This window comes from Domibacillus indicus (genome assembly GCF_000970685.1).
Classification (GTDB): Bacteria; Bacillota; Bacilli; order Bacillales; family Domibacillaceae; genus Domibacillus; species Domibacillus indicus.
Genome location: NZ_LAJB01000004.1, coordinates 1 through 21,315, shown reverse-complemented (window position 1 = coordinate 21,315; position 21,315 = coordinate 1). Strand labels below are relative to the sequence as shown.

17 protein-coding genes and 1 riboswitch are annotated in these 21,315 nt (G+C 44.1%); of the genes, 7 read left to right on the top strand and 10 right to left on the bottom strand.

Features of this window, described 5'->3' with window-relative positions:
• Positions 1 to 110: 110 nt before the first annotated feature.
• Both VP98_RS07290 and VP98_RS07285 read right to left on the bottom strand, forming a co-directional pair.
• Positions 111 to 1,880 (bottom strand): sensor histidine kinase, encoded by a 1,770-nt coding sequence (locus tag VP98_RS07290; RefSeq protein WP_046174728.1) that lies wholly within the window; start codon positions 1,878 to 1,880, stop codon positions 111 to 113.
• 15 nt (positions 1,881 to 1,895) lie between these two features.
• Positions 1,896 to 3,431: a response regulator transcription factor gene (locus tag VP98_RS07285; RefSeq protein WP_046174727.1), complete on the bottom strand. Its 1,536-nt coding sequence runs from the start codon at positions 3,429 to 3,431 to the stop codon at positions 1,896 to 1,898.
• Between the two features lie 126 nt (positions 3,432 to 3,557).
• Here VP98_RS07285 and VP98_RS07280 point away from each other — a divergent pair, with 126 nt between their 5' ends.
• Entirely contained in the window at positions 3,558 to 3,893 is a 336-nt protein-coding gene (locus VP98_RS07280) for a general stress protein (RefSeq protein ID WP_046174726.1), read from the top strand.
• On the opposite strand, the gene pabC is transcribed toward VP98_RS07280, so the two are convergent.
• The 4 genes from pabC to VP98_RS07260 are packed head-to-tail and all read right to left on the bottom strand — an operon-like array spanning position 3,862 to position 7,222.
• Positions 3,862 to 4,698: an aminodeoxychorismate lyase gene (gene pabC, locus VP98_RS07275; RefSeq protein WP_046174725.1), complete on the bottom strand. Its 837-nt coding sequence runs from the start codon at positions 4,696 to 4,698 to the stop codon at positions 3,862 to 3,864. The genes VP98_RS07280 and pabC overlap by 32 nt on opposite strands.
• Positions 4,683 to 5,273, bottom strand: coding sequence for an aminodeoxychorismate/anthranilate synthase component II (gene pabA, locus VP98_RS07270; RefSeq protein ID WP_046174724.1), 591 nt, complete (start codon positions 5,271 to 5,273; stop codon positions 4,683 to 4,685). Before pabA ends, pabC begins: the two co-directional genes overlap by 16 nt.
• Positions 5,270 to 6,673 carry an aminodeoxychorismate synthase component I gene (pabB, locus tag VP98_RS07265; protein WP_082087887.1) on the bottom strand — a complete coding sequence of 468 codons (1,404 nt, stop codon included), beginning with the start codon at positions 6,671 to 6,673 and terminating at the stop codon, positions 5,270 to 5,272. Before pabB ends, pabA begins: the two co-directional genes overlap by 4 nt.
• A 36-nt stretch (positions 6,674 to 6,709) precedes the next feature.
• A complete protein-coding gene (locus VP98_RS07260) occupies positions 6,710 to 7,222 on the bottom strand; it encodes a class I SAM-dependent methyltransferase (protein WP_046174722.1) in 513 nt (170 codons plus the stop codon).
• Between the two features lie 69 nt (positions 7,223 to 7,291).
• Positions 7,292 to 7,394: riboswitch (SAM riboswitch) on the bottom strand.
• Positions 7,395 to 7,495: 101 nt separating this feature from the next.
• Between VP98_RS07260 and VP98_RS07255 the strand changes: the two genes are divergently transcribed.
• Positions 7,496 to 8,272: a carbon-nitrogen family hydrolase gene (locus VP98_RS07255; RefSeq protein ID WP_046174814.1), complete on the top strand. Its 777-nt coding sequence runs from the start codon at positions 7,496 to 7,498 to the stop codon at positions 8,270 to 8,272.
• 247 nt (positions 8,273 to 8,519) lie between these two features.
• On the opposite strand, the gene metA is transcribed toward VP98_RS07255, so the two are convergent.
• The gene (metA, locus tag VP98_RS07250; protein WP_046174721.1) at positions 8,520 to 9,428 is read right to left on the bottom strand and encodes a homoserine O-acetyltransferase MetA; all 909 of its coding nucleotides are present in this window, start codon (positions 9,426 to 9,428) and stop codon (positions 8,520 to 8,522) included.
• Positions 9,429 to 9,545: 117 nt separating this feature from the next.
• A complete protein-coding gene (locus VP98_RS07245; RefSeq protein ID WP_046174720.1) occupies positions 9,546 to 11,699 on the bottom strand; it encodes a DNA topoisomerase III in 2,154 nt (717 codons plus the stop codon).
• A 254-nt stretch (positions 11,700 to 11,953) separates the two neighbouring features.
• Between VP98_RS07245 and VP98_RS07240 the strand changes: the two genes are divergently transcribed.
• Positions 11,954 to 14,134, top strand: a complete 2,181-nt coding sequence (locus VP98_RS07240) for a GDYXXLXY domain-containing protein (RefSeq protein WP_046174719.1) — start codon at positions 11,954 to 11,956, stop codon at positions 14,132 to 14,134.
• 163 nt (positions 14,135 to 14,297) lie between these two features.
• A complete protein-coding gene (locus VP98_RS07235; RefSeq protein ID WP_046174718.1) occupies positions 14,298 to 14,747 on the top strand; it encodes a C40 family peptidase in 450 nt (149 codons plus the stop codon).
• Positions 14,748 to 14,878: 131 nt separating this feature from the next.
• Here the strand turns inward: VP98_RS07235 and VP98_RS07230 are convergent, their stop codons facing one another.
• Together VP98_RS07230 and VP98_RS07225 are read right to left on the bottom strand one after the other, a co-directional pair.
• Positions 14,879 to 16,204 (bottom strand): hemolysin family protein, encoded by a 1,326-nt coding sequence (locus VP98_RS07230; protein WP_046174717.1) that lies wholly within the window; start codon positions 16,202 to 16,204, stop codon positions 14,879 to 14,881.
• A gap of 115 nt (positions 16,205 to 16,319) precedes the next feature.
• Positions 16,320 to 17,348, bottom strand: a complete 1,029-nt coding sequence (locus VP98_RS07225) for an STAS domain-containing protein (RefSeq protein WP_046174716.1) — start codon at positions 17,346 to 17,348, stop codon at positions 16,320 to 16,322.
• A gap of 126 nt (positions 17,349 to 17,474) precedes the next feature.
• Between VP98_RS07225 and VP98_RS07220 the strand changes: the two genes are divergently transcribed.
• The 3 genes from VP98_RS07220 to VP98_RS07210 all read left to right on the top strand — a co-directional run bounded on the left by VP98_RS07220 (position 17,475) and on the right by VP98_RS07210 (position 21,170).
• The gene (locus tag VP98_RS07220) at positions 17,475 to 19,031 is read left to right on the top strand and encodes an ABC-F family ATP-binding cassette domain-containing protein (RefSeq protein WP_046174715.1); all 1,557 of its coding nucleotides are present in this window, start codon (positions 17,475 to 17,477) and stop codon (positions 19,029 to 19,031) included.
• Positions 19,032 to 19,133: 102 nt separating this feature from the next.
• Entirely contained in the window at positions 19,134 to 20,507 is a 1,374-nt protein-coding gene (locus VP98_RS18275; protein ID WP_052712176.1) for a vWA domain-containing protein, read from the top strand.
• 3 nt (positions 20,508 to 20,510) lie between these two features.
• Complete coding sequence (locus VP98_RS07210) at positions 20,511 to 21,170, top strand: Dph6-related ATP pyrophosphatase (protein WP_046174714.1); 660 nt, start codon at positions 20,511 to 20,513, stop codon at positions 21,168 to 21,170.
• Positions 21,171 to 21,315: the final 145 nt, after the last annotated feature.

Here is a 21,315-nt window from a genome sequence, read left to right as displayed (position 1 = left end):
TACAGTTTTATCTTATCACCATGAAAAAAAAGACCGTTAGGACGATCTTTACAAAAAGTATTACTATCTTCAGAAGGTTGTCAATTTCTCGATAAATATTTGTACTTTCTTTATATTTTTGAATTATTCCCAGATCTTATAACTGGCAGGACTAACCGGATGTGGGTTCCTGCGCCCGGGTTGCTTGAAATATGCACTCCGTATTTTTCTCCATATAAGAGCTTGATCCGCTCGTGTACGTTTCTCACACCGATTCCGCTGAATAACTGGCGGTTTCTCCTTGAGTCAGGGAGAAAATGCCCGCTTTTTATCTGCATTCCATCGCCGTTATCAATAATCTCACAAATTAATGTATCTTCTTCCTTTAATATAATAATATGAATAAACCCTTCCGATTTTTGATTGAAGGCATGGAAAAAAGCATTCTCAATAAAAGGCTGGATAATTAATTTTGGAACATGCAGACTGCTGCAGTCAGGTGCAATAAAATAGCTTACCTGAATCCGCTCACCGTAGCGGACCTGGTTAATAAAAACGTAGCTTTTTAAATTCTCAATTTCCTCCTCTATCGTAATGGTTTCGTGCACGTTTCCTGTCGCGTGCTGCAAAAGGGAAATAAGGGCATTAACTGTGTTTCCGGCTTTTTCTTTATGGCCCTGCTGCACCATGATTTTTACCGATGTCAGCGTGTTATAAAGAAAGTGAGGATTGATTTGTCTTTGAAGTGCAGCCAGCTCAGCATTCCGCTGCTTTTTTTGAGTCTGCACCAGCTCCTCCACATAATTATGAAGCTCGTCCAGCATATCATTGAAAGCATAGGCAAGCTGTTTGGTTTCGTAGCTTCCGGTAACCGTTACATACTGGTCGAAATTCTTTTTTGGCAAAGAAGAAATCTGTTTGACAAGCCGGGACAAAGACTTTGTCATGCGCCTGGATATAAGAAAAACAATCGAGACAGCAATGAGAACAATGACAAAGCTGCTGAATACAATCGTTTTGGTATTAATAAGATTATCCAGCACACTTTCTTTATCAATTAAATTGACAATATGCATATCAAGAGCAGGGAGATACTCTGCAAGCATAATTTGATTGGTCTCCATCCAGGCAATCTCCTTGTAACCGTCCTGTTCTTCAAGAGCTTCCGCCTGCTTTAAAAGAAAAGCCGATGTGCTGCCAATCATTTCCGGCCGGTTGCTTGAGAGAATCTGGCCGCTGGAATTTATCACAAGAATGTCATTCCCTTCACTTGTAAAGCTGGAATAAAACTTTTTAAATTCGCTTTCTTTTATGGAAAGATAAAAAGCGCCGTATATACTGTCTGTTGTCCGTTCTATCAATGATTTTGTAATGACAATCATTGGAGAGGCACTTTCCTGCTCTAATTGATAAAGCAGCTTTTTTGGCTCTGCATACATTTTCCTGGTGATTTCATGCGCAGCGAGCGTTTCTTCATCAATCATCCAGTAATTTCGGTCTGTTGAAAAACTTCTTCCGTTCATCCCAGTAATCATAATACTTAATTCGTAATCATCTACGTTCAAATGAGCCCGGTCCATTTGAACATGAGTATTATAATAATCTTTTGACATTTCCAAAGAAGTGGTATCGTCTTTTGATAAATAATTTTTAATCGTGCCGCTTTGCTGGACTTCGTTTGCCGCTGCTGCAGCCGAATTGCTGAATGTTTCAAAGTTTGATTTAACCTGCTGAATTACTTTTGAATTTGTAATGCTGAAAGTGTCAAGAAAGAGCCGTTCCGACATGTGGATCGTGCTGTAGGTAATGATAATAGAAACGGCTACAATACTGGCCACCATTACTAAAAACATTTTGAAAAATAACCCATGGTAATTAAATTTCTCTAAAATCCGCCCCATCGGCCTCCTCTTTTCTTATAAGAAAAATTTTTTCCGGTAAGTACTGGGTGACATCCCTTTGATCTTTTTAAAAACCTTGCAAAAATAACTGTGGTCTGTGTAACCGACTTTTCCGCTTATTTCAGAAACAGAAATATGCATTTGCTTAAGGAGGTCGACCGCTTTTTCAATCCGGACTTTTGTGACATATTCGCTAAACCCTTCACGGCTGTGTGTGCTGAAATAAGTAGAGAAATAGGAGGGGTTAAAATGAAAATGGTTAGCCACTTCTGTCAGGGTTAATGGCTGATTGTAATGCAGATCTATATAGTTCATTATTTTTTTGATGCCCGGGTCCCGTTTGCCGGCCGGCTGACTCTGAAATGTTTGTTTCATATCTGTTAAGAAATTTGTTAATTGGCGTACCGCCTCATCTGCACGATCTGCATTATCAATCGACGCAAAGCAGCCATACTTATCTTTATTAAACTTTGTATTTTCATAGCCTAAATCTCCTGCCAATAGGGTGACATTAAAAATAATATTGCTTAAAAACCGCTTAAATTCTTGAATATCACTTGTGTAATCCTTTGATAATTTATCCACATGCATGAGCAGATTCTCAATGGCATCGTCCCACTGCAGGCGTTTAATTTTGTCCGTAAATGCTGTTATTTGAAAGAATGATTTATCTGGTTCGATTGGCGGAAGCCAGTCAGAGTGAAAAAAAGTCTGGTCCGGAAAGTAAAAAAAATATTTTTTTAAAGCAGCACTTTGCTGCTCGTACCTATGCTTTACTTGATTTACTTCCAAAAATGGATGGCTGACGGACCAGGACCATTCAGGCTGTCTGGCGGCTATTTGCTCGGCTGACAGCCACAGATGTTTTTCATGAAGGAAATCAATATTGATTAAAAAGCCCGCCTCTTTATCACTGGATTGGATAAGAAAAACGAGAGAATCAGGCAGATGTTCCTGCAGGTATTGCTGTGCCGCTGCTTTTGAATCGCCGCTTTTCTCCATTCCCCTTTTAAACTGTGCATTCAAAATGAAAAAAGCTTGATAAGGAAAAGCTGTTTGTATTTCTTTTTTATCAGTCTCCACGCAATAACCGGCCATCCATTTTTTTATATAAGCAAATGCTGAGATTTCTTCAGCCTGGTTTGTTTTAACCAGCTGAAAAGAAGGAATTTTAGCGGCTGCGTTTTGCAGCGCTTTCAAAAGCAAGGTGCCTTCTAATTTAGGCTTTAAAATATAATCCGTCACTCCTTGCTGAAAGGTGGACCTTACGTAATCGAATTCTCCAAAGCTGCTTAAGATGATGACCTGTATTTCAGGGTAGATCGTCCGAATAATTTTTGTCAGTTCTTCTCCATCCATAACAGGCATAACAATGTCTGTCATTACAATATGAGGATGCATAGCTTCAATCATTGACAGCGCTTCTTGTCCATTTGCCGCTTCGCCGACAATCTCGAAGCCTTCCTCTTCCCACTGGATATAATGCTTAATCCCCTGTCTGATTAAAAGTTCATCATCTACAATCAGCACTTTGCACAATTCGATTGTCATGGATTGCCCCCCTCTTCTTCCTTTGCTTTCTATTATATCGATAAGCAGCAAGGATTATCTACGAGGTTTTTGAACAGATTACAGAGGGAAAAGAACAGTAAAAAAAATCGGCCGGGAGGATCAGCGATGAAATATGTTCTTGGATTGTTTGATGGAGAAATTGATGTTATCCGGAAAATCGAGGATTTAAAAGTGGCGGGGTATGATCCGTCTAAAATGACGGCCATCACCAAAGATGCCGATGTTTTTTTAACGATTCAAAGACGGACGGAAGCAAATGTCGAAACGGCCGGCCCCTCTGTAAAAGAAAAAGTAAAATCTATTTTCACACGTGAGAAGCCGGTCAAGGACGCACTTGTGGATTTTGGCCTGCCAGAAACAGAGGCGGAAAAATATCATAAAGAAATTGCCAAAGAAAAAGTGCTGCTTGTCACAGACGAACAGCTCCTCGATAATGTGTAAATAACTGCTGCACCACTTTGCCTTCTCTGCCGGGAAAAGCGGTTTTTCCGACCAGCCGAAGCGGGACAATTTCTTGAATCGAATTTGTGACAAATACTTCTTCCGCCTTTTCAAGATCACCTGCCGGATAAAGCCCCTCTTCTGCACGCAGGCCTGCTTTTAAAGCAATGCTTATAACAAACTGCCGGGTGATGCCGTTTAAAATGCCTGTTTGAAGAGACGGCGTATACAGCGTGTTTTCCTTTATCCAAAATATATTGGAAACAACGCCTTCCGCTACATAGCCGTCTTCTGTCAGGAACAGTCCTTCTACCGAAGGATCACTTCCCGCTTCGCGTTTCCCAAAAATGTTATTTAAATAATGATGGGATTTAAGCCGGCGGTCTCCCTCAGGGCGGTTGCGTTTTGTTTCAAGCCAGACACCTTTTTTCTCTGCCATGGCTCCGGCCGGCTGCAATTCCTTTTGAAAAACGATCATGTTCGGTTTCCGGTAGGATGCTGTCTGCAGGCCAATTTCTCCTTCGCCGGCTGACACGTTAAATCGAATATAAGCATTCTTCCATCCATTTGCTTTATATAATTGTGCCAGAATGGATTCTGCCTCGCTGAGCGGTACCGCAAGTTCAATATTCAGCTCCTGCAGGCTTTCGTTTAAGCGGTTTATATGCTCATCAAGCAAAAAAGCTTTTCCCTCATAGGTGCGAAACGTTTCAAAAACGCCCACTCCATATAAGAAGCCGTGGTCAAACGGCGAAATACGCACTTTATCGTTCGGGATGATCTGCCCGTTTACGTACGTATACATGGCGCGCCTCTGTATGTTTCCATAAAGTTTTGCAGCATTTCTTTTCCGTACTCCGTCATAATTGACTCTGGATGAAACTGCACAGCTTCAACTGCCAGTTCTTTATGGCGGATCGCCATAATTTCACCCTCCTCGGTCCAGGCAGAGATTTCAAAACAGTCAGGCAGCGTTTCTTTTTTAACAATTAAAGAGTGATAGCGCGTTGCCCGGAATGGGCTGGGCAGATCTTTAAAAATCGTTCTTCCATCATGAAAAACCGGTGACGTTTTTCCATGCATCAGCCGGCCGGCGCGCACCACCTCGCCGCCAAAGCTCTGGGCAATTGACTGCTGGCCCAGGCAGACGCCAAACAGCGGAATACGGCCGGACAGCTTTTCGACTGTTTCTAAACTAATACCGGCTTCATTTGGCGTACAGGGCCCGGGACTGATCATAACATAATCCGGCTGCATGGCTTCAATATCTTTAACAGCCACTTCATCATTCCGGCGGACGACCAGCTCTTCCCCTAATTCTCCAAGGTATTGAACAAGGTTATATGTGAATGAATCATAATTATCAATCATTAAAATCATCGGGTTTCCTCCGCCAATTCCATCGCTTTTAACATAGCAGCCGCTTTTTTTAGCGACTCCTTGTATTCATATTCCGGCTTTGAATCAATAACAATGCCCGCCCCAGCCTGCACGTAGCCATATCCTTTTGTACTCAGCATCGTGCGGATCACAATATTGAGTTCCATGTCTCCATTGTAGCTCATCCAGCCGATAGAGCCTGTGTAAATTCCGCGGCGAACCGGCTCAAGCTCCTCAATAATTTCCATGGTCCGTACCTTTGGAGCACCGGTAATCGTTCCACCTGGAAAAACAGCATCAATCACATCTGCGTTCGTTTTTCCTTCCGCAAGCTCGCCGCATACGTTTGAAACGATATGCATAACATGCGAATATTTTTCAATCACCATAAATTCATCTACATGAACAGAACCATAGCGGGAAACACGCCCGAGATCATTACGCTCCAAATCTACAAGCATAACATGCTCCGCCCGTTCTTTTTCATTATTGATCAGCTCTGCCGCAAGCCGTTCATCCTCTGTGTCATCTTTTCCACGGGACCGCGTACCGGCAATTGGTCTTGTGGAAAGGCGCTGTCCGTTCTTTTTAATAAGAAGCTCCGGTGATCCTGATACAACCTGAAAGTCCGGTGTCTGGATATACGCCATATACGGAGAAGGGTTCAGCTCCCGCAGTGCAGCATAAACCGAAAGCGGCGGCACCGTCAGCGGCTGAGCGCGCCGGACAGACAGGTTCACTTGAAATACATCGCCGGCTGCAATATATTCGCGGATTTTCTCAACAGCGCTTTTAAATTGATCCTCCGGAAAAGACACATCTGTTTTATCTGCTTTTGCACCTGCCGGATGCTGAATCGTTTGAACAGGCACCTGCCAGCGCTTGAGCAGCTCATCTAATCCTTCATCTGTCTCGGCGATTTTCATAACATATAATTCATTTGTCTCGTGATCGAATGCCGCCCATTCATTAAAAAATAAAAAACACACATCCGGCAGCTTCATATCGTCTTCAGCTGTATCCGGCAGCTCCTCAATAAAACGAACGTAATCATAGCTGATCCAGCCAATCGCTCCACCCTGGAAATCCGGCAGTCCCGGCTGCTTCGGCATATGCCTTTTATTTAAAATAGACACTAGCGCATGAATTGGATTTCCTTTGATCTGTTCTTCCACGCCATCTTGCGTAAATAAAAGCCCTTCTTCATTGGAAAGCGCTGTGGCTGCGGGTGTGATGCCTGCGAAGCTGTAGCGCCCGCCACGGCCGCTTTCTAAGAATACATGGTGTGTTTCATTCGCCGATAAAACGGTATATTGGTGAAAAAATTGTTCTTTTGTATAGTTGGTTTTCCGATAAAAAATATTCACAGGGTGCCTACCTTTCAGTGTTGTTGATTCCATCATAATACGGGGGCACCCGTTTTGAAAATGGGCAGACTATTTTACCGCAATAAACCGGTTGACGGTGACCGGGTATTTCGATGACATAAGCTCCGTCCAGCCGTTCAGGACAGCTTCTTTCGGTGAGTCTGCTGACAGCTGCTGAAAAAGAATGGTGGTGAAGCCGGACGCCTTCAGCCGCTCCCAGTAACCCGCGAGTGTTTCCACATACGGATAATCGGTAGTAGATGGAAGAGAATCAGCCTCCGCAAAATCAGCCACAAACCAGCCTCCGTCCCGCAGTGCTTCGTATGCTTTGGCAGTCCACTGTGCTCCATCTGCATAAGAGTGAACGGACAGCGGAGCCGTGACCACATCAAACTCATTCTGCTTCACCTGGGAAAACGAAACAGCCGGCAGTACAGCTGCACCTGCATCTGAGCAGCGGGCTGTCAGTATTTCGGAGCCGCCGATAATCATGATGCGTTCTCCCTGCTTTGGTTGTATAGTGGCATATAAATTGCCTTGTTCAATTTTTAATAGTTTGTTTGTTTTTTCAGTAACGGCCATGCCGGCGCCTCCTTTTAGAAAATAAAAAAACCTTTCTTCACGAAATAAGAAGAAAGGTTTTTGTTACTCTTCTTATCTCTCAGCTTTCACTGCAAGAATTAGCACCGTGCCTGTAAATAGGTCGGTTGCCGGGTATCATCGGGCTTGTCCCTCCACCTGCTCTTGATAAGATATATGTAATTGTCCGTTTATTTGTTAAAGAGGATTATGACACGTTTCATTTTCGCTGTCAACCGTGTTACAATTTTTGAAAAAGAGTATGGAGATGACAACATGAAAATAGCATGCCTGCAAATGGATATAAAATTTGGCGATCCCGAAGCAAACTATGAACGGGCGGCAGGCTTTTTAAAAAAGGCAAGTGAAGCCGGCTGTGAACTGGCCGTGCTGCCGGAGCTCTGGACAACCGGCTATGATTTAACGAGGCTTGATGAGATTGCGGATCGCGGCGCTGAACGGGCAAAACAATTTTTATCAGAAGCGGCACAAAAATACGGGCTGCATATTGTTGGCGGCTCTGTAGCCAATGATACCGGCAGCGGCGTTAAAAATACGATGATCATTGCCGATAAGAAAGGCACCATTGTTCATGAATACAGCAAGCTGCATTTGTTCCGCCTGATGAACGAAGAAAAATACTTAATTGACGGTGATGGCGATGGTTTGTTTAAGCTTGCCGGCGAAACAATGGCCGGTTTTATTTGCTACGATCTCCGCTTTCCGGAGTGGTTTCGAAAGCAGGTCTTAAACGGAGCGCGCGTTCTGTTTGTACCGGCGGAATGGCCGCTTGCCCGGCTTGATCACTGGCGTACACTGCTTATTGCCCGCGCGATTGAAAACCAGGCCTATGTTGTTGCCTGCAACCGTTCAGGAGCGGACCCGGATAACCAGTTTGCCGGTCATTCTCTCATTATCGGCCCATGGGGTGAGATAATCGCAGAAGCCGGTGAAGATGAAGAAATGCTTATTGGCGAGGTGGATTTTGAAGCTATCGATGAAATCCGCAGCCGCATCCCGGTTTTTGAAGATAGAAGAGCATCGTTTTATTAAAAATAACAGCTGTCCTGAAAGTCTGGTCTATCTGTTTTTAGGGCAGCTTTTTTGGAGCAGCGCGATTTTAAGTGAAAACGGCGTGATTTCTACCAGCTTTGGCGCGATTTAAAGAAGAATGGCGCAATTAGGAAAGAATTGCGCCATCTCATAAAAAATCGCGCCGCTTTTCAGCAAAATCACGCCGTTAAATTGAATCTTCTAGAAATAAAAAACCCGTCCATTATACATGGACGGTCTTTCCCTTTCATTTCCACTCGTATGGAGTTTCCTGGTAAACATAGTAATTGAGCCAGTTGGAATACAATAAATGCGCATGTGAACGCCACTTGTTTGGCGGACGGTTAGCAGGATTGTTTTCAGGAAAATAGTTTACAGGCAGGTCAATTTCCACGCCTTTTGCACAGTCTCTCTCATATTCCTCCGCCAATGTTGTCGCATCATATTCAAGATGGCCGGTAATCATAATGTTCCGCGCATCTTTTGACATCATGAGCAGTGGACCGGCTTCCGGTGAAGAAGCAAGCAGCATCAAATCCTCGTGCGCTTCAATGGCTTCCTTGCTTACATCCGTATAACGGGAAACCGGCGCGAAAAATTCATCATCGAAACCGCGAAGCAGCTTTACAGTCGGATCAGTAATCGTATGCTTAAAAACACCCGAGCATTTTTTTGGAAGCTCAAACTTTCCGATGCCGTAATGATGGTAAAGCGCCGCCTGCGCTCCCCAGCAAATATGAAGAGTAGACGTTACGTTGGTTTTCGCCCAGCTCATAATATCCCGCAGCTCCGCCCAGTAATTAACATCCTCAAATTCCATCAATTCAATCGGGGCGCCTGTAATGATCAAGCCATCATAACGGCGGCTTTTTGCTTCTTCGAGTGTAATATAAAATTGCTCAAGATGTGACTTGCTGACATTTTTCGATTCGTATGTCGCTGTATATAAAAACGAAACATTTACCTGGAGTGGTGTGTTCCCAAGCAGTCTCAAAAGATGAGCTTCTGTTTTTTCTTTTTCCGGCATCAGGTTCAAAATTAAAATATTGAGCGGGCGGATATCCTGCATTCTGGCACGATCCGTATCCATTACGAAAATATTTTCTTTTTCTAAAACCTCGCGTGCCGGCAGCTGATGCGGTATGTTAATCGGCATAATGTTCCTCCCTCTAAAACAAGATATTTCTTTGTCAAATAATTATAGACACCTTTTCTATAAAAAAACAACCGTTCCCAATTATTATTTTCCAATAATAATCGGGAACGGTTTTGATTATAATTTTAGATTCTTCAGAGCATCTGCCAGGGCTGTGTTGATCGGTTCATCCTGATTTTGTTTTTTCAAGTACTGATTTACATCCCGCTTATTGGCAGCGCCTTTTCCGCTTTTTTGCTTTCGTTTTTCAAAAGCGGATAATTTTTCCCGATAGCCGCATTTGCAAACAAACAGGCGGCCGTCTCCTTCTCCGCGCATTTCCATTTTCTTATGGCAGTTCGGACAGCGGGCATTTGTTACCCGGGCTATCTGCTTCCGATAGCCGCATTCACGGTCCTGGCAAACATGCATTTTGCCCTTTTTGCCGTTGACCTCAAGCAATAACTTGCCGCATTCCGGGCATTGCTTTCCGGTAATATTATCATGCTTAAACTTCGCATCGCTGTTTTTAATTTCGTTTGTTATATCCTTTGCATATGAACGAATTTCTTTCATAAACGTGTCGAATTTCAGCTTTCCTCTGGCGATTGCATCCAGCTTTTGCTCCCAGTCGCCGGTTAATGACGGTGTCTGCAAATCTTCCGGCACAAGGTCAAGCAGCTGCCGTCCTTTTGATGTCACCCGGATATGCTGCCCCTGCTTTTCAATTAAAAATGTATTAAACAGCTTGTCGATTATATCAGCCCGTGTCGCTACGGTTCCGAGCCCGCCTGTAGCGGTCAGCGTTTGCTTCACATCCTGGTCTACACTCATAAATTTCGCCGGGTTTTCCATCGCCGATAAAAGTGTTCCTTCATTGAAATACGGCGGCGGCGATGTTTCTCCTTCGGTTGCCTTTATTGAGCTGACAGGCAGCAGCTGGCCTTTTTCCACATCCGGCAGCGACGGCTCTGCTTCTTCATCCTGGCCGTACACTTCTTTCCATCCGGCTGATTTCACTACATTGCCTTTTACCGTAAAGGTTTCACCGCCGATTTTTGCTTCCACGGTTGTCTGCTCATACTCATACGGCGGCAGCAAAACGGCTAAAAACCGTTTGACGATCAAGTCATAAATCTTCCGTTCCTTATCGCTTAGCTCTTGAAGCATGGGCGGCTGTTCTGTTGGCACAATGGCATGGTGGTCACTTACTTTCGCATCATTAACGACAGACTTGCCTGGCTGAATCCCGCGGCGCAGGACTTTCGCTGCAAACGGTGCATACGGACGCACATCCACTGCTTCCACCCGCTCTTTCAACGTAGAAACCATATCCTGCGGCAGATGGCGGGAATCTGTCCGCGGGTAAGTAACAAGCTTATGGCGTTCATATAAATTTTGCATCGCATTTAATGTTTCTTTGGCCGAGTAGCCAAACAGCTTATGCCCATCCCGCTGCAGTTCCGTTAAATCATACAGTTCGGGAGCAAATGACTTTTTCGCTGTTTTTTTCACATCCGTAATCAGCGCTTTTTCTCCTTCCAGCACTTTTAACAGTTCATCCCGTTTTTCTTTGGAAAACGTCCGGCTGTTTCCTTTCGCATCCTGCCAGGAAAGCCTCATCCCGCCTGCGGATGCTTGAATGCCATAATAGCTTTTTGGCTGGAAGTGTTTAATTTCTTCTTCCCGCTTTGCAATAATAGCAAGCGTTGGTGTTTGAACGCGCCCGCATGAAAGCTGGGCATTGTATTTTGTTGTCAAAGCGCGTGTAGCGTTTATGCCGACAAGCCAATCCGCCTCAGCACGCGCAACAGCAGACCGGTACAGATTTTCATATTCGCGGCCATCGCGGAGCTTTTTAAACCCTTCTTTAATCGCTTTGTCCGTAACCGATGAAATCCATAAACGCTTAACCGGCTTTTTCGCATGGGCTTTGTCGATAATCCAGCGGGCAACCAGCTCTCCTTCACGCCCCGCATCTGTCGCAATGACAATAGCCGATACGTCTTTGCGGTTCAGCTGGGCCTTTACTGCGTGGAACTGCTTGCTCGTCTGGCGGATAACAACCGTTTTTAATTTTTCCGGCATAAGCGGCAGGTCGGCAATATTCCAGGTTTTATATTGATCGCCATAGCCTTCCGGGTCTGCATGAGTAACCAGGTGGCCAAGAGCCCAGGTGACGATATATTGATTTCCTTCTAAAAATCCATTGCCTTTTTTGCTGCATCCCAGCACGCGGGCAATATCGCGGGCAACAGACGGCTTTTCTGCAAGTACAACTGTTTTGCTCATTTAACCATTCCTTCCTGCTGATACAGTCCTTTTATTATACCATACCCTCTAAAATTATTTCAGAATAGCATATAGAAAAAGGACAGGCACTTACGCATAGCTTGTAAAAGAAAAGGACAGCACAACGAAATCCATTTTTTCAATTTCTTGTCCTTCTGTATTTTTTCTAAATCAGGATGCTGGACTTCCTGATGCTGCTCTCTTCTTTTTTGAAAAAATAGTATACTAGTAAGGAAGAAAAAGGGAGGGATTATATGATTACGAAAAAGCGGGGAGATATTCCTTATTTGCTCGGTCTTATTTTCTTTATCACAGCAGCAGTGTACTTTTTTGCATCAAACTGGCCCGGCTTTGAACGGCCGGTAAAAATTGTGCTGAGCCTGTTCATTTTGCTTTTTTGTGCGGCGGCTGCTTTTTTTTATCGGCGCAGCCATACTTTCGCTTACTTGAGCAACTGGTGGCTTTTTTTATCTGTTATTGCATTTGCAGTGGCAACTGCCCTCGTTGGGCAAATGTATAATTCGCATGCGGATTCATATGTTTTATTTCTTATTACACTCATTCCGGCGGTAATACTGGCTGTTTTTACCCGCTATCGTCCGCTTTACTGGCTGTCATTTTTGCTGTTTGAGCTGGCATTCTGGCTGAAGCTTTACCCAACGGGCACTTTTTTAACATACAGTGACGGAGAACAGCTTCTCATCTACGCTGGCGCTATCGTGCTGCACGGATTCTTTTATTTTTTCTGGCGCAATCTGCAGGAGCAGAAGCTTTCTTTTGCCGCACTGGCCATTATTCAGTTTTGCGCTGTTTATTTGCTGGATTCACATCTGCTTTATGAGGTGCTTGCCGGCAACGTCGATTTCTGGCCCGTGTTTCTCATTTTCCATCTCGTCTATATCGCGTTCATGATCGTGTTTTGGACAGCGTTTATGAAAACGCAGAAAAGTCATCCATTTGAGATTGGCATACATCTTTTCTTTTTCGGATTATATGCCGTGCCAAATGTCTTTTATATAGCATTTCAAATAGTAGGCGACTTTATTTTTTATGCCGGCTTTCCTATGCTGCTGCTTTTGTTCGCTTTCAGTATTTTAGGCCTGCGGAAGATTGCCGCTTTAGCTGATGGCCGCGACCGGAAATGGAAGCGGTACATGATTGCTTTTTTTACCGGAGCTCTTGCTTTTATTGGCACCCTGATCGCCATTTTTACGCTTAGCTCTTTTACAGGCATCCTGTTTGGCTTCAGCGGTAATTTTTCCCTCAGCTTTCTTGTGCTGGCCGTTCTTTGTATTGGAGGGGGGCTTGCTGTAAAAAAAGAGACCTGGCTCGTTGTACGAATGACCCTGCAAATTACCGGACTCATTTATTCATTTTCGTATGTTGTTTCAAAATGGGAGCAGACATGGCCGGCTTTTTTCATCGCTGTTCCGTTTATTTTGCTCACCGGGTTTTTATTTCAAAAAAAAGAATCTATTTTGTATTATGCAGCCGCAAATGCCGCTTTATTGTATGGTATTCTGCATTTGCTTGCTGAGAATGATGTTTCACTTTCTGTTAGTACATGGGTGTTGTTTACGGCTTCGATTGGAAATGCGGCTGTGTTTCTTTCATTACAGCGGCAGCCGGTTGGCCTCGCCGCATTCTGGCTCTCTCTTATCTTTATGCTTTATTCCTTAACAGAAAAAGGCCTGGATTCATTGCTGCTGCATATCGTATTTCTTGTTTATATTTGTTGGCATTTGTTTAAGCCGGTTCTTCAGACAAGGCTTTATCGCTGGCCGGTTTGGGCTGCTTTTATCAGCTTCTTTATTTGGAAGTATTACGAATACGCCTGGCTGCTGCTGCACAAATCGCTTACCTTTCTTCTGCTCAGCGGACTCTTTTTTAGTATCTGGTTTATCTGGGGACAAAAGCATACCGCTCCTGTTCCAGTGAAAAAGTGGAGTGCCGGTTTATTCGCGGCCGTTATCCTGGCCCAGTCGGTTTTTGTTCTGGCAGCGGCCTGGCAAAAAGAACAGCTCCTTCAAAAAGGAGATATAGCGGCTCTGGAACTGGCACCGGTTGATCCAAGGTCTCTTATACAGGGAGATTATGTTCAGCTTGGGTATGAAATCCAAAATGAGTATAATGACCGCTTCTTTAACAGCAAGTCTGCTCCTCCTGAAGGCAAAATAGAGGTTGTACTAACTCCTTCCGGAAATTCAGTCTCATACAGAGGAACACAAATACCTGTATATGAAGCGAAAGAATTTGTTTCATCCGGCCGCGGCGAAGGAGTAGCCATAAAAGGCAGGGGACGGTATGGAACACTGACGCTTGGCATTGAGCATTTCTTTATTCCCGAGAATACCGGAACACAATGGGAAGAAAAAACTCATGCGATTATCCGCATTGCTGAAAATGGAGATGCAATCTTAGAAACTTTACGCTAAAAAACCGTCTGGAATGTCTCCAGACGGTTTTGTTATGAAACTGTAATATTAATTACATGAAATCGTAACTCACTAGACTCGTTTTTTTGATATATTTACATCAGCTTACAATAAATACATAGAAAACCGTTTAGAGGCGGCAAACTTGACCGGAGGGAATACATTGAAAAAAGGGTTATTAATCATTTTTAGTATTTGTTTCATGCTGTTCGGCGGGCTTTTGCCGGCACAAAAAACGGAAGCCGCTTACTCGGCTGACGCAACAATCCAGGAAGCAAAAAAATATATTGGAACCCCTTATAGATTTGGAGGCACTACACCATCAGGCTTTGACTGCTCGGGTTTTATCCAATATGCACACAAGAAAACGGGTTATTCACTTCCCCGCACTGCTGCTGAAATGTACAAAAAAGGAAAAGCCGTGTCAAAAGCGAATATGGAGCCAGGCGATTTAATGTTTTTTACAACATATAAGAAAGGTGCTTCACACGTAGGCATCTATCTTGGCAACAACCAGTTTATCCACGCCTCTTCTTCAAAAGGTGTAACCATTGACAAAACATCGAACTCTTATTGGACCAAGCGTTATATCGGTTCAAAAACATTAGACTAATAGATAAAATAAAACCTGCAGCTGAACGGTTCAGCCGCAGGTTTTTTGTTGGTTAAAAATGAATATCTGCCCGGGCAGAAACAAGTCTTTGAATAAAAAAGAGCCTGCAGCTATGCCGCAGGCCCTCCTTCTTAATCAGCTTCAGCTGGTATTTCTTCTTTTGGCTTTGCTTTTCTTACTTCAATTGCGTGAATATGATGGCCTTCTGCATCCCGGATAATAAATTCATAGCCGTCCTGTTCAATCGCGTCGCCAAGTTTCACATCAATATTTTCTGTCAGTGCCCAGCCGCCGAGTGTATCAACTTCATCATCTGATAATTCGGTGCCAAGCAGGTCATTTACTTCGGAAATAAGCAGCCGGGCATTCAGCAGGTAATGCTTTTCCCCGAGTTTTTGAATTTCCGGTTTTTCATCTGCGTCAAATTCATCACGGATTTCTCCAACGATTTCTTCCAGAATATCTTCAACGGTTACAAGACCCGATGTTCCGCCGTATTCATCCATCAATACAGCCATATGAATCCGCTCTTTTTGCATTTTCAGCAACAAATCATGGATAGGAATCGTTTCAATCACCCGGATCACCGGCTTCACAAATTCTTCCAGCGGACGGTTTCGTTCGTTGCTGCTATTTAAGTAATAAGACAACAGCTCTTTCATATTGACCATGCCGAGAATGTTATCTTTATCTCCGTCGTCGACCGGATAGCGTGTATATTTTTCAATCTCAATAATTGAAGTGATTTCATCCCATGTTAAATCTTTTGATAATGTAATCATATCTGTCCGCGGCACCATGATTTCCTTGGCAACCCGCTCATCAAATTCAAAAATACGATCAACATATTTATATTCAGACTGGTTGATCTCGCCGCTTTTAAAGCTTTCGGATAAAATGATCCGCAGTTCTTCCTCCGAGTGGGCCATTTCATGCTCAGACGCCGGCTTTAAGCCGAAAAGTCCGACGAGCCCCCGTGCAGAACCATTGAGTGCTTTAATAACCGGATACATTATTTTATCAAAAACAACAATAAGCGGTGAAAAGGTCAGTGTAACCCACTCTGCTTTTTGAATGGCGACTGTCTTCGGAGCAAGTTCACCCACTACTACATGCAGAAACGTAACAACCGAGAACGCAATCGCAAATGATAAAACAGTTGAAACAGACGGTGCCAGTCCAAAATGTTCAAAAACGGGATGCAGAATTTCCTCAACAGTCGGCTCCCCCAGCCACCCGAGGCCGAGCGCAGTAATCGTAATACCAAGCTGGCAGGCGGATAAGTATTCATCCAGGTTGGATGTGACCCTTTGAGCAGCAATTGCCCGTTTATTGCCTTCTTCAACAAGCTGGTTAATGCGTGACTGGCGCACGCGAATAATGGCAAATTCCGTTGCAACGAAAAAGCCGGTTAATACAATAAGCAAAGCAAATAATAATAAATTAACGGCTATCAAAATGCGGAAAAAACAGACTGGCTGCTTTTCCCTCTCACCTCCCAGGGCAACAAATAAATTTTTTCTATACCCGTTATTCCTTTTATCATACCAAATTAAAATTACCTAAAGAAACTTATTCGCCTTTTCTTTTGACAATTTGCATTCCATCCAGTGCAATGGCATAGTGAACAGCATGCTTAAGAGTGGCAAAGTACTTTACATCATTCAAATAAATGCCTTTTGAAGCCATCTCCATGCCGAGCTCTGGAGAAATCCCGGCTACCAGCGGTACAGCACCGATTAACTGTACGGATTGCGTTACTTTTTCAATCGTACTTAAAATTAAATTATCCATTGCTTGAATGCCTGTTACGTCAAGAATAAGCATGCTTGCTTTATGCTCAACAATTGCCTGCAGTGCTTTTTCAGTAAAAACATCCGACCGCTCCTGGTCGAACCGTCCTACTACCGGTGTTACAAGAATGCCATCAAGCACCGGAATAACCGGAGACGATAATTCACGGATGAGCTTCCGAAGTTCGAGTGTCCGGTGTTCAACCATTGCTTCCAGCTGTACGATCGTTTGCTGCTCTCGTGTTTGAATATGCTCCCGGACGTTTTCTGACGGTGTTTTAGGTGACGGGAACAATTCAATTTCCTTGTATGATCCTTGTTCCGCCAGTGAATAATCAGTTATTTTGTACCAGATTGTTTCATCGAGCAGCCCGCTGAATACACCTGCCCAGTGTCCGCCAAGAAACGTTCCGGCGTTTTCCTTTCCCTGTGCATGAACAACTTTGCTTTCCCAGTCGTTTCGGATGGATAAAACCGCACGCCTTTCTTTTAAGCAAAGCTTCTTGAATTCGGTTGCTCCCCAGCCGGCCGCCGCATAAATATTCGGTAAAAATTGCAGTGTTTTCTCCACGTCCCCTTTTTCTTTATAAAAACTGCTGACAATTTTTCCAGTACGGTACCCTGCTGTTTCCATTACGACCCGGACGGATTCAGCACCTGTTACTTCTTCGATCGTATCAATGAAGGTTTTCAAAGCTGTTTTCGTCCAAAAAAGGACCACGTCTGCTCCTTCAAACTGAAATACACCTTCCTCTCTGTCCCATTGAAGGCTTGTTCCGCTGATCTTCATTTCCTGCTTTTGCTCCATCCAAAAATCCCTCCCGAAATTCCTCATGCTTTTATTCTACAATGAAGTACTGCCTGTTTAACAGTTTTGCCCCGTTTTTTCACGGAAATGATATAATGATCAAAAATGACAAGGAGTTTTATTTACATGAGTATTTTATCAGTAAGCCGGCTGAGCCATGGCTTTGGTGACCGTGCTATTTTTAATGATGTCTCTTTCCGACTGCTGAAAGGTGAACATATCGGGCTCGTTGGCGCCAACGGCGAAGGCAAGTCAACGTTTATGAATATTATTACCGGAACTTTGCAGCCGGATGAAGGGAAAGTGGAATGGTCAAAAAACGTCCGTGTCGGCTATCTGGACCAGCATGCGGTGCTTAAGCAGGGCATGACCATTCGTGATGTACTCCGGACAGCCTTTCAATACTTATTCGATATCGAAACAGAGATGAACGAGCTGTTTGGCAAAATGGGAGATGTGTCGCCGGAGGAGCTTGAAAAGCTGCTTGAGGAAACCGGCACGATGCAGGATTTGCTGACCAATAACGATTTTTATATTATCGATGCCAAAATTGAAGAAACAGCACGCGGCCTTGGCTTAGATGATATTGGCTTAGACCGCGACGTTCATGATTTGAGCGGCGGCCAGCGGACAAAAGTGCTTTTAGCGAAGCTGCTGCTGGAAAAACCGGAAATTTTGCTGCTGGATGAGCCGACCAACTACCTGGATGAGCAGCACATTGAATGGCTGAAGCGCTATCTGCAGGAATATGAAAATGCCTTTATCCTCATTTCTCATGATATCCCGTTTTTAAACAGTGTCGTGAACCTGATTTACCATATGGAAAACCAGGAACTAAACCGTTATTCCGGAACATATGACGACTTCATGAAGGTATATGAAGTGAAAAAGCAGCAGCTTGAAGCGGCCTTTAAAAAACAGCAGCAGGAGATTTCTGACCTGAAAGATTTTGTTGCCCGCAATAAAGCGCGCGTTTCAACGCGCAATATGGCAATGTCACGCCAGAAAAAGCTGGATAAAATGGATGTTATTGAACTTGCAGCAGAACGCCCGAAGCCGGAATTCCATTTTAAAGAAGGCCGTACTCCGAGCAAGCTGATTTTCGAAGCGCGTGATCTGGTGATTGGCTACGGGGAACCGCTGTCCCGCCCATTGAACCTGCGAATGGAACGAGGCCAAAAAATCGCCCTTACCGGTGCAAATGGAATCGGGAAAACAACATTGCTCAAAAGCCTGCTCGGTGAAATCAAACCGGTTTCCGGTACGGTTGAACGCGGAGAAAATTTATTAATTGGGTATTTCCAGCAGGAAATGAAAACAGATACAGGCAATACCTGCATTGAAGAGCTATGGACAGAATTCCCTTCCTTTACCCAGTATGAAATTCGGGCGGCTCTGGCGAAATGCGGGCTGACAACCAAACACATTGAAAGCAAAGTATCTGTGCTGAGCGGCGGTGAAAAAGCAAAAGTCCGTCTCTGCAAGCTGATTAACCGTGAATCGAATATTCTTGTGCTTGATGAGCCGACAAACCACCTGGATGTCGATGCAAAAGAGGAATTAAAGCGGGCACTGAAAGAATACAAAGGCAGTGTTTTGCTTATTTCCCACGAACCGGATTTTTACCAGGATGTGGTAACAGATGTGTGGAATGGCGAGTCCTGGACAACAAAAGTCTTTTAAGAATCGGGTCTTTATGGTTATTTTCCGTTTTTTCGACAGTATCCGACACATCTTCATTACTTTTTCCGCTAAAATGAGGAAAACATTTTAGGAGGAAAAACCTTGAAGAAAAACGGATGGTTTCTTTTATTTTCAGCTGCTCTTTTGGCCGGATGCGGTGCAGAAGAAGCAAAAACAAAAACGGCTGAAACAGAACCTGCAGAACAAGCAGCCGCTTCCGAGCCGGCAGCCGGGGAAGTGGACGAAGAATTGACTTTTGCTTATCCGGCTACATTGGAAGAAGCAGTGGCGGCTGAAGGGAAATGGTGGGAAAAAATTGAAGATGATGAACTAACAGAGGAAGACAAAACATCCATTGTTCAGCAAATCGGCAAAATTGACGAAGCGGATACTAGTGAAGAATCGCGGCAGGCAGCTGTCAGCAAGCTTCTATTTGACACATTTCACCCTGAGCTGCCACCCATTAATGAATTTACACCTCAGGAGAAGCTGACACTTGAAGAGCTGGATACCGGTTCCAACATAAAATTAAACGGCCGTGAAGTAAAAGAAAATGTAAATGTCGCCATCGTCCTGGATGCTTCTGGATCTATGAAGGCGGAAATCGATGGCAAAAGCAGAATGGAGATTGCAAAAGAAGCAATTAACGAATTTGCTGCCAATCTGCCCGAAAAAACAAATGTATCTTTATCGGTTTATGGCCACAAAGGAACCGGTGATGATTCTGATAAAGGATTATCCTGCAGTGCCATTGAAGAGGTTTATCCGCTGGGCACATACAATCAGTCTTCATTTAATCAAGCAGTTGAGCCTGTGCAGGCAAGCGGCTGGACTCCTATTTCAGCTGCTCTCGCCCAGGCCGGTGAAAAACTGACTGCTGCTTCAGCCGGCAAGGAAGCCACCAATGTTATTTATGTTGTTTCCGATGGAAAAGAAACATGCGATGGCAACCCGGCCCAGACAGCGAAACAGCTGGCCGAGTCAGATATCCAGGCCATTATCAATGTGATTGGCTTCTCTATCGAAGATGGGGATGAAGCCTCATTAAGAGCTGTTGCGGATGCTGCCGGCGGTGAGTTTATCGAAGCAAAAAATGAACAGGAGCTTCGGGCCGAGTTTGAAAAATCAAACGATGCAATGGTCGAATGGATAAATTGGCGTAATTCTAATACAACAGATGCGATTAATCAAAAAAATAATGATGTCACTGATTTAATCAATTTAAAAAATAAATTTGTCAACCGGATGATTCAGTATAAAAATACATCTGTCAATGCCCTTATTCAAGCAAACAACGAATTTGACCTGGACCCGGATGTATACGATGGCGTCCGGGATGAACTTGAAGATTATTATGAAACAATCAGAGATATGGCTGAAGAAGATTATGAAACGAAACGGGCCAAGGTCGAAAATGACTATGAAGCGGTGCGCGAAGAAATTGATACAGAATACGAAGCGAACACGGGAGAGTAATATATGACTGAACGCTATGCCCTGTCATGGAGCGGCGGAAAAGACTGCATGATGGCTTTGCACAAGCTGAAAAAACAGCAGTTGGATGTTGTCTGCCTCGTTACAACAGCGCCGCTTGAAACCGGGCGCACCTTTGGGCACGATGAGAAAATGGAGCTGATTGAAGCACAGGGAAAAGCCCTTGGCCTTCCCGTCCACTTTATCCGCTGCCGGTACGATCATTACACAGAAGATTTTATTCAAGATTTGCAGATGCTGAAAAAGTCTTTCTCGCTGGATGGCATTGCCTATGGCGATATTTACACAGATGCTCACTTTGAATGGGGAGAAAACACGGCCGGCGCGTCACGCTTAAAAGCCGTGTTCCCTCTTCGCGCCGCTCCCGCTGAAGCATTTAAAATGCTTCAGGAATTTATAAACACCGGTTATAAAGCGAGCATCATCCGGGTGCGAAAAGATCGGCTTACGCCAGCTTATCTCGGCCGGAAGCTGGATGCGTCTTTTGCAGCCGATATCATTCAAACGGACTGCTGTCCTATGGGAGAAAACGGGGAATATCATACGTTTGTGTATGACGGGCCCTTGTTTAAAAAGCAAATTCCGATTCAAACAGGAAATGTGGCTGAATCGGAAGCTGCCTACCGGCTTGAACTGTTTTTATAAACCAAATCCTTCTTTTTTGGGGCGGTAAAGTAAAATTCAGGGCGTTATACTGCATGTCCCGGGCGGAAAAAGTATATACCGGGCTAAATACGTTAGAAACCGCCCCAAATCAAAAAATATCGACTTAAAAAACAAAGGCTGCTCT

What these genes read in the sequence shown, in the direction of transcription:
- metA (WP_046174721.1), bottom strand. Translation starts at nt 9,428, where the DNA reads ATGCCGATTAACATACCGCATCAGCTGCCGGCACGCGAGGTTTTAGAA.
- VP98_RS07260 (WP_046174722.1), bottom strand. Translation starts at nt 7,222, where the DNA reads ATGGCCGTTACTGAAAAAACAAACAAACTATTAAAAATTGAACAAGGC.
- VP98_RS07245 (WP_046174720.1), bottom strand. Translation starts at nt 11,699, where the DNA reads ATGAGCAAAACAGTTGTACTTGCAGAAAAGCCGTCTGTTGCCCGCGAT.
- VP98_RS07285 (WP_046174727.1), bottom strand. Translation starts at nt 3,431, where the DNA reads ATGACAATCGAATTGTGCAAAGTGCTGATTGTAGATGATGAACTTTTA.
- pabB (WP_082087887.1), bottom strand. Translation starts at nt 6,673, where the DNA reads ATGGAATCAACAACACTGAAAGGTAGGCACCCTGTGAATATTTTTTAT.
- VP98_RS07240 (WP_046174719.1), top strand. Translation starts at nt 11,954, where the DNA reads ATGATTACGAAAAAGCGGGGAGATATTCCTTATTTGCTCGGTCTTATT.
- VP98_RS07280 (WP_046174726.1), top strand. Translation starts at nt 3,558, where the DNA reads ATGAAATATGTTCTTGGATTGTTTGATGGAGAAATTGATGTTATCCGG.
- pabC (WP_046174725.1), bottom strand. Translation starts at nt 4,698, where the DNA reads ATGTATACGTACGTAAACGGGCAGATCATCCCGAACGATAAAGTGCGT.
- VP98_RS07220 (WP_046174715.1), top strand. Translation starts at nt 17,475, where the DNA reads ATGAGTATTTTATCAGTAAGCCGGCTGAGCCATGGCTTTGGTGACCGT.
- VP98_RS07225 (WP_046174716.1), bottom strand. Translation starts at nt 17,348, where the DNA reads ATGGAGCAAAAGCAGGAAATGAAGATCAGCGGAACAAGCCTTCAATGG.
- VP98_RS07290 (WP_046174728.1), bottom strand. Translation starts at nt 1,880, where the DNA reads ATGGGGCGGATTTTAGAGAAATTTAATTACCATGGGTTATTTTTCAAA.
- pabA (WP_046174724.1), bottom strand. Translation starts at nt 5,273, where the DNA reads ATGATTTTAATGATTGATAATTATGATTCATTCACATATAACCTTGTT.
- VP98_RS07210 (WP_046174714.1), top strand. Translation starts at nt 20,511, where the DNA reads ATGACTGAACGCTATGCCCTGTCATGGAGCGGCGGAAAAGACTGCATG.
- VP98_RS07255 (WP_046174814.1), top strand. Translation starts at nt 7,496, where the DNA reads ATGAAAATAGCATGCCTGCAAATGGATATAAAATTTGGCGATCCCGAA.